Origin of the sequence: Paenibacillus sp. FSL K6-2862 (genome assembly GCF_038005125.1) — a bacterium.
In the GTDB taxonomy this organism is placed as follows: domain Bacteria; phylum Bacillota; class Bacilli; order Paenibacillales; family Paenibacillaceae; genus Paenibacillus; species Paenibacillus illinoisensis_A.
This window is the reverse complement of sequence record NZ_JBBOSN010000001.1, coordinates 225,190-237,176: the sequence shown is the minus strand read 5'-3', so window position 1 is coordinate 237,176 and position 11,987 is coordinate 225,190. Positions and strand designations below refer to the sequence as shown.

Annotated in this window: 9 protein-coding genes; 1 reads left to right on the top strand and 8 read right to left on the bottom strand. The window is 49.2% G+C overall.

The features are described from left to right. Positions 1 to 9: 9 nt before the first annotated feature. From MHB82_RS01120 to MHB82_RS01105, 4 genes are all read right to left on the bottom strand, one after another. On the bottom strand, positions 10 to 876 hold the full coding sequence (locus MHB82_RS01120; protein ID WP_341173602.1) for a sugar phosphate isomerase/epimerase family protein: 867 nt from the start codon (positions 874 to 876) through the stop codon (positions 10 to 12). A gap of 106 nt (positions 877 to 982) precedes the next feature. Then, positions 983 to 2,740: a glycoside hydrolase family 35 protein gene (locus tag MHB82_RS01115; protein ID WP_341173601.1), complete on the bottom strand. Its 1,758-nt coding sequence runs from the start codon at positions 2,738 to 2,740 to the stop codon at positions 983 to 985. A gap of 1 nt (position 2,741) precedes the next feature. Further along, positions 2,742 to 4,202, bottom strand: a complete 1,461-nt coding sequence (locus MHB82_RS01110; RefSeq protein ID WP_341173600.1) for an alpha-L-fucosidase — start codon at positions 4,200 to 4,202, stop codon at positions 2,742 to 2,744. Next, positions 4,199 to 4,933, bottom strand: coding sequence for a copper homeostasis protein CutC (locus MHB82_RS01105; RefSeq protein WP_341173599.1), 735 nt, complete (start codon positions 4,931 to 4,933; stop codon positions 4,199 to 4,201). Before MHB82_RS01105 ends, MHB82_RS01110 begins: the two co-directional genes overlap by 4 nt. Before the next feature lie 165 nt (positions 4,934 to 5,098). On the opposite strand from MHB82_RS01105, the gene MHB82_RS01100 reads away from it, so the two are divergent. Further along, positions 5,099 to 6,004, top strand: a complete 906-nt coding sequence (locus MHB82_RS01100) for an AraC family transcriptional regulator (RefSeq protein WP_341173598.1) — start codon at positions 5,099 to 5,101, stop codon at positions 6,002 to 6,004. A 296-nt stretch (positions 6,005 to 6,300) separates the two neighbouring features. Here MHB82_RS01100 and MHB82_RS01095 read toward each other — a convergent pair whose 3' ends face one another. From MHB82_RS01095 to MHB82_RS01080, 4 genes are all read right to left on the bottom strand, one after another. After that, complete coding sequence (locus MHB82_RS01095) at positions 6,301 to 6,492, bottom strand: hypothetical protein (RefSeq protein WP_095362005.1); 192 nt, start codon at positions 6,490 to 6,492, stop codon at positions 6,301 to 6,303. 114 nt (positions 6,493 to 6,606) lie between these two features. Further along, complete coding sequence (locus MHB82_RS01090) at positions 6,607 to 9,390, bottom strand: glycoside hydrolase family 3 C-terminal domain-containing protein (protein WP_341173597.1); 2,784 nt, start codon at positions 9,388 to 9,390, stop codon at positions 6,607 to 6,609. A gap of 423 nt (positions 9,391 to 9,813) precedes the next feature. Continuing rightward, positions 9,814 to 10,902, bottom strand: a complete 1,089-nt coding sequence (locus MHB82_RS01085; protein ID WP_095362007.1) for a low temperature requirement protein A — start codon at positions 10,900 to 10,902, stop codon at positions 9,814 to 9,816. Positions 10,903 to 11,004: 102 nt separating this feature from the next. Further along, the gene (locus tag MHB82_RS01080; RefSeq protein ID WP_341173596.1) at positions 11,005 to 11,964 is read right to left on the bottom strand and encodes a ring-cleaving dioxygenase; all 960 of its coding nucleotides are present in this window, start codon (positions 11,962 to 11,964) and stop codon (positions 11,005 to 11,007) included. Positions 11,965 to 11,987 lie beyond the last annotated feature (23 nt).

Genomic DNA, 11,987 nt, shown 5'->3' with positions numbered 1-11,987 from the left:
TACTCAGCCCTATGCCTCTTCCCATAGGCGGCGAACGTTATCCATCGCAATGCGTGAGGCGGTTTGGCAATTTTCCATGCCTTCGAACTCAACCGAAATATATCCGTCATACCCGGATTGCTTCAGTACACGAAACACCTCAGGCATGTCTATATCGCCATGGCCTACAATGGCACCGCGCAGGTAATTGCCGTGCGAGGTTTGGAACCATCCTTCACCGGGATTGCGGTACGAAGATCTCCAGTAGAAGTCCTTGGCGTGCACAATTGACGCGTATGGAATGTTATTTTTCACGGCACTCGCCGGATCTTCATCCACACAGAGGAAATTGCCGACATCCAACGTGGTCTTGAAATTTTCCCGTGCCGTTTCATGCAGCAGTCGCTGAATCCGCTCGCTGGACTGCACATAATAACCGTGATTCTCTACACTCGTTGTAATTCCGAAGCCTGCCGCATAATCGGCGATTCGCTGACAGGCCTGCACCAGTATCGGCAGGTCCTTCTCAAACTGCGCTACAGTCCCTTCTTCGGCTGGACGAAAAGCTACATCATGACGCATAAGCTTAACACCCAGTGCAGCAGCGACATCCACATGCCTCATCACATTCTGTATCTCTTGCTCCAGTGCATCGCCGTCCTCCTGTACAGCGAAGTTTGCACCAATCGCATAATTGGAAATGTCGATTCCGACCTCTTCTGCAGTCTGTTTAATTTCATCAATCAACTCCGGATTGTCGATCAGACTGAATCCCATCGGTACAATCTCCACATGCTCGCCGCCCTGCTCGGCAATAAATCGGATGGCACCCGGCACAGTCAATTCCTTGCGATCAAGTGCCTGCTGCAGACTGTAGGTACTGAGTCCAACTTTCATACTTCACCTCATCCTCTCTTGTAGTCGATGACCATACCCAACGTATACCTTTTTCCGGATGGCTCGACAATTCCCAATAATCGTTTGCTATGCTTTTTTCCTTTTCCTAGCCCAAATCTGCCTTATTAACAAAAGTTACTGCCTGATCAGTCGTCTTATGCAGCTCAAACACGATGATTTCATTTACTCCTTGGCGCAGCAGAGGCGCAGGGACGTACAAGGTTTTTTGCGGCCCCTTATCCCAATACCGTCCCAGATTGAATCCGTTTACATAAACAACACCCTTGGTCCAATGGTCCAGACGCAGAAAGGTATCCTGCGGTTCGTTTACTTGAAAGTTTCCCCGGTAAAGTGCCGGATTCTCAATATCAGAAGATATTTCGCCGAATTGCAATCCGGACAGATCCGTCAGCGGCAGACAATGAATCGTCCAATCAAATAGAAATTGAAAGCCATGACGCACCCCCTCTGTAATGCCCTTCGGATCTCTCAGGTAAGGTCCATAGTTGATTCGCCCCATGTTTTCAACAAGGATTGTAATGTCCGCACCCTCTTCTGGCACTTCAAAGGATACTGACAAAGCATCGTTCCCGCGTTCCAGCACGCCCTGGAATTGTCCATCCACAAACACCAGCGCACGGTCATGCACCTCTTGAACTACCAGCTCCTGCCGCTCTCTGGGCCCGGAAATTCGGGTTTGGTACAAAATAAATCCATAATCCTGACCGAGCTTTTCCATCGGTTCCGGATTGGTTCGCTGAACCGGGACCGAGATCCGGTCCACCTGTCTCAGCAGTTCGGCCTGTTCCGTCAACTTCACTTGCCCGTAGGCAAAGGTACCCTTTGATTCAGGCAGCACGAGCTCTCCCATATCGCGGCCGCTATACCGGGCAATAAGATCACGTACTGCATGGAATTTTGCTGTCGGCTCCCCTGATTCGCTGAGCAGAGAATCGTAATCATAACTTGTAATGGTAGGCTCGTATTGATTCTTTTGCTGACAGTTCGCCCCGTTGTAGAATCCGAAGTTTGTTCCGCCATGGAACATATAAAAGTTAACTGAGGCTCCTTCTCGCAGCATCTCTTCGAATACACCAGCTACATCTTCTGCATCACGAGTATGATGTGACTCTCCCCAATGATCAAACCAACCGTTCCAGTATTCCATACACATCAATGGTTCTTCGGCTTGATATGTCCGCAGCTTGGCAAAAGCCCCTTGCGTCCCTGAGCCAAAATTAACTGTAGCCAGGTGCCCCGGCACTGATCCAGCCTGCAGCATGTGGTCTGTCGGTCCGTCTGAGGTAAAGAGCAGTACATCGATACCACGCCTCACCATGCCGTCGCGCAAATATTTCAGATAACTCGCATCATTTCCGAAGCTGCCGTATTCGTTTTCGATCTGCATCGCGATGATTGGTCCGCCTCGGGTGCTGAGGAACGGTTGCAATTTGGGCAAAAGCACATCATAATACCGATCCACATTCGCCAGAAACTGCTCATCATTACATCGAAGACGGATAGCATCATCAGCCAACAGCCAGGAAGGCAATCCCCCGAATTCCCATTCGGCACATATATAAGGACTCGGACGGATAATCACATATAGACCCACATCTGCTGCAATTTGAATAAAACGCTCCAGATCCGCCATGCCTTCAAAACGATACTGTCCCGGCTTTGGTTCATGGAAATTCCACGGCACGTATGTCTCCACGGTATTAAATCCGCAAGCTTTCAGCTTCAATAGTCGATCTTCCCAATATTCGGGCACTACCCTGAAATAATGGATGGCTCCTGAACAAATTTGAACAGGCTTGTTATCATACATGAATTGTGAACCTTGATAGGTCAAAACCGCCATGCTACACCTCTCCCCGCTCGCTCAGATATACGCCCATCCTGGACAACGTCGGGTACCACCTGGATTGATGAATGGTTAATCGAACCCTTCTCGATGTGACCCTCGGAAAGCGACAAATTCGCTTGTACCCTACAACCGTTCCGTTATATATCTCATCCCAGGTACCGTCTGGCCTGCTAACCTCCAGTGTAAAATGCTCAATCCGTTGACCTATCTGGATATGTTCCATCAGCACAACCCGGTCAAACGCTGTCTCCGTCAGCAAATCCACCTCAATCCACGCTTGCTCCGTTCCTTCGCTCGGACACCAATACGTATCCCGCTGTTCACTCAGCACTTGCGAGACTTCATGTTGTTCATCCATCGTCTCCGATGCTTCAGCCTTTGCATGCAATGCCAGGTTTTCTCGAAACGTAGTACGCAGGACATCTCCCAACTCCTGCAGCCGTTCCACATCCCGTTCGTGAATAAGGCCACGCGTATCCGGCGGCAGGTTGAGCAGAAAACTGGCATTGCCCCCTACTGCGCCGTAGTAAACATTAAGCAGCTCCTCCAGCGTTTTGACTTGATTGTCTTCACTTGCATGATAGAACCAACCTGGACGAATGGATGTATTCACCTCGGCAGGGTACCAGATCAGTTGGTCACCTAGATCACGGATGACCTCTCTACTTCCCAAATCACTGTCCTGCGTATTGACCCTTCTGGCAAACTCCCCATCATCCACCTGCTGGGATTGCTCCTGAATCTTCTCATTATCCTGCATATCTGCCGGCACAACACTCCATTCCGAATCTCGTGTATGACCCGCCTCGTTGCCGCACCAGCGGACATCCGGGCCGCATACCGAGATCACAGCTTCCGGCTGGAGTTCCCGAATAAGCGCATAGTATGCGTCCCAGTCGTAGACCTGCCTTTTGCCATTCGCACCTTCGCCGCATGCTCCGTCAAACCACACACAGAAGATATCGCCATAATTGGTGAGCAGCTCGTGCAGCTGATGGAGGAAAAACTGGTTATACCTCTCTGAATCCCCGTATGATGCCTCATGACGATCCCAAGGGGACAAATAAATGCCGAATTTCAATCCGCCCTCACGGCAGGCATCGGCCACTTCTTTTACCAGATCACCTGTGCCGCTTCTCCACGGACTGGCTGCGACTGTATGCTCGGTAAACTGACTTGGCCACAGACAAAACCCGTCATGATGCTTGCATGTCAGGATCAATCCCTTCATACCTGCCGCCTTACACGTCTCTACCCATTGCTCTGCGTTGAGTTCCGAAGGATGGAAGATTGCTGGGCTTTCTTCGCCAGTCCCCCATTCGCGATCCGTGAATGTATTTACCGTAAAATGAATAAAGGCGTAGAACTCCATCTCCTGCCACTCCAGCTGGCGCTTGGAAGGCCTGACTTGTGCTACTGCCTTGACCCAATCGGCTGCTTGCAGTCCATGACTCATCGTGTATCACTCCCGTCTTTCGTGGATTGGAATGCACTTAACAGATGTCGTTTGGCTTCTTCAACCATCTGCGGATGAATGGGCTTATGAAAACTGCCTTCATATCGGACACCTGAACCCATATGTATTTCCGTGATACCCGTTTGCCTTACCAAATCCCTAATCCTGTCCAAGGTTACCCCTGAGCCAGCCATTACCGTTATATCCAACGCCTGACTCAGTTCATGGAGCTGTTTCAATTCAGAAATGGCTTCAGGTGCTGCCCGTTTTCCTCCAGATGTCAGTACACGTTCTACCTGTCCCAGCGTGCTGATGGAATGGAGTGTTCCTGACAGACTTGCGCTCACATCCATGGCTCGATGAAATGTAACGCCAAGTCCCTGTGCTTCGGATAGACATGACGCCATGGCTGCAAGATCAACCTCTCCGCCTTCCGACAAGGCACCGACCACAATGCCAGATGCCCCAAGTTCTCTAGCCATACGCACCTCCTGGGTCATAACACGGATGTCCTCGGCGCTATAGCAGAACGAGCGGCTATGCGGACGAATCATGACATATACCGGAATGGTAACTTGGGACACCACTTGCTCGATAATGCCAACGCTGGGGGTAAGGCCTCCTTCAGACATGGCAGAGACTAGTTCGATGCGATCTGCTCCACCCTGTTCGGCTGTCCTAGCGTCTGCTGCATCTACTGCAATCACTTCCAGTATGGGCTGTCTCTTCATTGGATGACTCCCTTCGTTCCTTCCAATATATAAGTCCTGGAGGCTTCTCACCATTCACAAAGCGTCCGGTTTTTTGACCTTTTGTGCCTACTGGCCGAGTGGTATAATCTGTGACAACAAGTTCAAGGCGGTGATTCCATGGATACGGATGTGATCTTTCCCAATATGACGAGCACTCTGCAGGTTACGGGTTGTCATTTTGGCAGGAAATCACCCGGCTGGGTCTATCCAAAGCACCATCATCATTTATATGAAGTTCTGTACTGCCAATCTGGAGAAGGCAGAATGCTGATCGGTGCGGATGAAATTCTGCTTGGTCCAGGAGACTGGTTCTTCATCCGGGCAGGTGCCAGACACCAGATGGAGAACGCCCATACCAACGAGTCCACAGGCGACATGGAACCGATTCATCATTTACGCTTTGACTTTTTTAATATTCACTTCGACATTGATGATTCCGAACTGCGAAGAACGCTGAGCCAGCAGGAATATCGCCTGATTCCCCACAGCAAGGCAGCTGCCACTGAACTGCCTGCCTATGTAGCCAAGATTGAACGGGAGATGCAGCACAATCTGTCCTCCACTTCCCTATCAGCTCCAAATGGCACAGAAACCAGAATCACCCTGACTTCGGTTCAGAAAATGGCACTGCAAGCCTACATCCTCCTGATCATTCAGGAGATCATCCTGCTGCAATCCGGAGAAGCTGATTCTATCCCGGACGCCATACCGGAGGTCACCATGCATAAGGCTGATACTGCACATCGCATCGAAGAGCAGCTGCAGACCATCATTTCGAGTGAAGGTTCCATCACACAGATGGCCGAAGAGCTGAACCTGAGCCGCAGCCAGTGCACCAAAATATTCAAAGAAATATACGGCATCTCCCCTCGGCAATATGTCACGGAGAAGAAGCTTAACCATGCAAAACAGCTGCTCGTCAGTACCAACAAGACCATTGAGGATATCGCGGATGAACTTGGCTATCACTCCGTCAGCCACTTCTCCAGGCAATTCAGACGGGGTACCGGACTCTCACCGAACCAGTTCCGTCCACGCCCCATGACATAAGGACCGTCAAAGCCTCATCACTTGTGCATTTGCGGTCCTTATTCCTCACTCTTTGAAGGTTAACATCCCAGGTAGGGGGAGCTTTACGCCTCTTCATTTTTTTTCTGTCCTTTGCGTTCCCATGTCATTGTGCAAATTTAATCCATTTCTTGATTTGTTATTTTCGTTATTTAATTTTCGTTATTATGATTTAGGTTTAGTCTAAAACGTTAGGTTCAGCACGTCAATACAAAAAAAAGACACCCCAGAGGGTGTCTATCTTGCCTTGATTTCCTTATCGGTCATCCTGGCTTTTTTTATTTTTTGCGACGAGCCTTCGTCATTCGATTAAACATAATAAGTGCGGCAATCACCATGGCAATCATGGCGATACTACTTGCTGATTCCTGCGACATGCCGAACAGCATACCCAGGTTGGTTACCAGGCTTCTTACAATCAATGCCACTGCAATCAGCAGGATTGGACTCCAAAAATTATACCTTCTCATCCTTCGCAACACTCCTGACCAGATTGTTCAGAATTCCAGGATCTCCTAACAACATCATAACAGTCAGCCTGTCCAGTGACAACATGCCCATCACAGGATGCCTGTATGCCTGTACTAGACCTGTTTGAATTCAATCCAGTCGATCTGCAGACCCGGTTTGGTGAAGTCCAGCTTCAACTCATACAGCCCTGCTTCCAGCTCTACTTTTACAAGCTTCTGTCTGATCCATTTGCCTTCGGTACCATTGGTCTGAATGGTCGTCATCAACTGGTCATTCAAAAGCACATTACATGCGCTTTGGGCCAGTTCCGGCTCAGGGGACATGATCTGTACGATAATCCGATATTGGCCTGCCTCATCCACTTTCATATAGACTGGCTCGCCTACAGCAGGCTTCACCTGTGCATTCTCAGCCAGAACTTGGACCTGATCTGCAGCAAGGGATGCATTGGCCTGGAAGGAAGCCACGTTCTCCACGATTTCGTGTTTTCTTGAGGAAACCGGTGCATTCATGATGAATTTGCAAATATTGATTGCCGAGCGCTGGAGCTCTCCGCGTGTCAGAGTTCCATTTGCCAAGGACTCAATCGTGTTATCATCCCAGCCGTTGATCTCTGCGCCATAGTTCGGCACAACCATGTACAGATCGTTCTGCGCACGGATCATCCAGTTTGTATATTTGCGGTCAGCCTCTCCGCCTTCGACCACATCGTTCATAATGGCCCACCAGTCTGTCATAACGATCCCGTCGAAATTCCACTCTCCGCGAAGAATAGTCGTGTTCAGATCGTAATTGGATGCAGCCCAATGTCCATTGATCGGGTTGTAAGAGGTCATGATGGAATTGGCGCCGCCTTGTTTCACAGCAATTTCGAACCCTTTCAGGTAAATCTCACGCAGGGCACGCTCCGAGACTACAGCATCGACCTTGCTGCGGTGTTTCTCCTGATTGTTGCAGGCAAAGTGCTTCAGGGTCGCGTTGGATCCGCCCTTCATAATACCTTTGGTGCATGCTGCCGCAAACACACCCGAGATCAGCGGGTCTTCGGAGAAGTACTCGAAGTTACGACCGTTGAGCGGGCTGCGGCGAATATTGAGTCCAGGTCCGAGCAGGGTATCCACCTGATTTCTTAACAGCTCCTGGCCCTCCATGACGTACAGCTCTTCAACCAGATCCGTGTTCCATGTCGCTGCCAGCAGCGTACCGATCGAAACTTGTGTCGCTTTCTCCCCACTATCCATACGAATGCCGGACGGGCCATCCGCTGTGCAGGCTACAGGAATGCCGTAGTTAAACAGGCTGTCGCTGACACCACCGAATGCGGATGCTGTACCCGAGGTAACAAGCGGACTGCTCATACCCTCGCCTCGTACGATCGCAGCCAGATCCTGATCGCTCAATTGGGCGATGAAGGCTTCCAGACTGACTTTTCCGTTTTTGACATCGCTCAATTTGTAACCTTGGTTACCCGTTTGCTCCAGCGTTTGTGGCAGATTCTTCTCAATCCGGTCTGCCATGGAAATCTGACGCTTCGGCACGTCCACATAGATAAGTTCGTATGACCCATCTGCCTTGCGAACACCCGGCTTCATCCGCGTGAAATCTTCGGTTGGGGCCATCGCCTCTTGCAGCTGTTCCACCAATTGAATCGTTTCTACGATGTACCCATCCTGACCGTCAATTTCGATGTGGTCTGCTTGTTTTACACTGGTACCAACGTGCAAACGATACGTGCCTTCTTCGAGAACGTAAGCAGATGCATATCCTGTGACGCCTGCATCATCGTAGGATGCCATAGTATGTACCGGGAAGCTTACCGTCAGCAATTCCGATTCTCCAGGCTGGAGCAGTCCTGTTTTGCCGAAGGCAGCCAGAGCTTTCACAGGTTGTCCGAGCTTGCCTTGTGGTGCTTCGTAGTACACCTGTACAACCTCTTTGCCCGCATATGTTGTACCCGAGTTGGTCACGTTTACTCGGACTTCAATGAAGGTTTGGCCTTCTCTGGAAATCGTGCGAGCATCTTGCGGTTGAATGGCAAACGTCGTATAAGACAGGCCGTAACCGAATTCAAATTGAACCTTTTCAGGTCGAAACGTTTCGAAATAACGATAACCCACATAAATATCTTCCTGATACAGGTTCTTGAACTCGTTGCCATAGTTGCTTGTTGAAGGGTAATCTTCGATGGAATACGCAATCGTATCCGTCAGTTTACCGCTCGGTGTAACGTCACCCACCAGTACATCGGCAATCGCGTTACCACCCTCCATACCACCATGCCAGGAGTAGATGACGCCCTGAATCGGATGTACATACGTTTCGTTCAACCAGCTCATATCGATAATATTGGAGACATTCAGCACCACAATGGTATGTTCAAAATGCGCTGTAACCTGCTTCAGCATGGCTTTCTCATCTTCGGTCAGCTGGTAGCTGCCTGGTGCATCGGCATTATCCTGATCTTCCCCAGCAGTACGTCCAATTACCACGATGGCTTTGCCGGACTTGCTTCTTGCTTGTGCAACCAATTCATCTGTCAGAGGCATTTCCTTCTGGTTCCAAGGTTCAGCAGCCCATACTTTACCGCCATCATCAAATGGATTTTCCTCAATCCACTTTTCATAGACTGCTGCCAGTTCTTCATTAACGGTGATGTTCTTCTTGCTGCGAAGCCCATCCAGCAGGTTCGTTGTATATGCTACATGCACGCTTCCGCCTGAACCTGTGCCGCTGCGATAGTAGTTAACTTGAATCCGGCCAAAAACTGAAACGTTTTCGTTGTCACGAAGAGGAAGTATTTGACCTTCGTTTCTCAATAGAACCGCGCCTTCTGCGGCAACCGTGCGGCTAAATTCTGCAAACCCTTCCAATGGAACCCCGATTTGATGTGTACTCAATGATTTCCCTCCTGATTGTTCTCCCCATAATCCATGAATCGCTATGTATAAAATGAACTTAGAACAACCTACATTAGACCACTTCAATTGCAGAACAACCATCCGATCACTCTTATCCCCAGATTTCCTGACTCCCTTTTTTAAGGGAGAAATCCGGTGATAAAGGCGAACGCTTCGCTTCTCCAGGTTATTTCTGCCCTCTCCGTTCTCATGTAATTGTTATATCAAGCCCCTCTTATAAATGAGATATTCAGTGATTTGGTAGATTCACTTGTACATAGTCCCATATTAACAGATTCTATAGAAGAAAATAACTCACGAAACCGCTTTTTCACATTGTCGACATGACATTTTAGAAAAATTAAACCAAAAAGCCACGAACGCAATCCGTTCGTGACTTATAAATTCGTTTCAAATTGCTATTCAAGTCGTCAGCTTCGCATATAGAAGAAAGAATAACATATCTTCACCCACGATAACGTAGTTCGGAACCTGATAGATCAGATCCACAATGACAAATGCAGCCAGCACGCCAACCATCGTTACCAGATGAAACGGACGAAGTCTTGAGTGTGCATGTCGGTAACGATGAAATACGAGCGAGGTCGACAAGAAGTAGAGCAGTACAGATCCGAAGCCAAATCCCAGCATGAATACATAATTAAGCTCATTCAGGTACAGCAGCTGAATTGAAGCAGCGATCATGCTCATTGAAATGTAGATGAACAGATGGCCATAGATGATCGCTTGCCCGGCCGTCTGAATTTCCTTGCTGACCTTTTTCTCCACGTTATCGAAATACTGCCACCACATCGCAATGACGAATATGGAAGTAAAGGCGGCAAACAGGATGGATCTCAGATCCCAGTGATCGGCCTGCAGTACAGCAATAATACTAACTACCGACTCACCGAGCAGGATGAGTGTAAAGAGTGCAAAGCGTTCGAGCAGGTGATGCGTCTGAATCGGTACCTTTACCAGATTTTTGCGTCCAATCAGCGGAAGCACGATATCTACCGCAATCCCCGCATACAGCACGACGTAGCGCACCCATGAATCGAAGAACAGGGAACCGGAGGAGATTAGAATACCGATGATAAAGCAGATCCCCAGATAGCGGGCCGCCTGTTGTTGATGTGGGCTTTTGGACTTGTGAACCGTAAGATACTGAATCGCGGTAAACGCCCTCGAACCGATATACCCTACGAAGAATGACAGGTAATACTGATCAAAATGGGTCGAAAGACTTGCCGTCATCACGAGAACCGACAGAAGCTGAAGGATGAGAAAGATGCGATGGCTGAGGACATCCTGACCGTATCGATTAATGAATAGGGTCTGTCCCACCCATGCCCACCAGACGGGGATGAAGATCAATACAAATTTCATTAGATATTCAAACGTAATAACGCCGTGTTCGGCATGCAGCAGGACATGTCCTGCTTTGGATACGGCTGCGACGAAGAGCAGATCGTAAAACAGCTCCAGCCAGGTAACCTTTTTCTCCATCATCCTTCGATGCTCCTTTGGGTTCAAGTCTTCATTTGTCTTATGTAAAAGTTAATCCATTCGCGGCCGGAACATCGTCCTGGCCGCTATGGTTTATATTGTCCATTACTGAGCAGCTGTTGCGGCAGGTTCCAACGTTCTTACCACAATCGGCTGCAAATTGCCTTCGATCTGTTCACGGTATTGTTCGAACCACTCTGGCAGCATCAATTTTTCTCCGAGTGCATCAGCAGGTTCATCTTTGGCAAATCCCGGTGGATCTGTTGCAATTTCAAACAGGATTCCGCCTGCTTCTCTGAAGTAGATGGCATTGAAATATTGGCGGTCGCGGACCGGGGTTGGTTGGTAGCCATATTGGTATACGGCCCCTCTCCATGCCTCATGCTCTTCAAAATCTTTGGCACGCCACGCAATGTGGTGTACTGTTCCTGAGCCGCCTACACCCAGAGGTATGCGGGTAACTGGAACGTCCACGACGTTACCGATATCTCCGCTGGAACGGAAACGGGCATACTCTTCATTTTCATCCACTCTGACGAATCCCAGAATGTTCTCCAGTGCATCCATTGTTCTCTGTGGATTCACACTGAACAATACAGCACCGCCAAAGCCTTTGATCGCTTTGTTTGCCGGAATTCCTTCATGCTCCCATGTGCTGGCAGCACCCTCTTCCCGTTCAACAAGCTCAAGCCGCAAGCCTTCGCTGTCTTCGAATTGAAGAAGCTCTTCATTGAAGCGACTTGTTTTGGTTACCTCAATGTTATAACGTTCCAGCCGATCCTGCCAGAAGCCAATAGTCCCAGGAGGAATGACATAAGAGGTAATGCCGACTTGGCCGCCGCCAATTTTGCCTCGAGGTGATCCGGCAGATGGGAAGAAGGTAATAATGGTGCCCGGGCTGCCTTTTTCATCCCCGAAGTACAGATGGTACACGTCTGGTGCATCGAAGTTGATTGTTTTTTTTACGAGACGAAGTCCCAAAACCCCAGCGTAAAAGTCGACATTGGCCTGTGGATCTCCCGCAAAAGCCGTAATATGGTGGATACCTGCAGTTTGAAGTGTCATTATAAATTCCTCCTTGGATATGG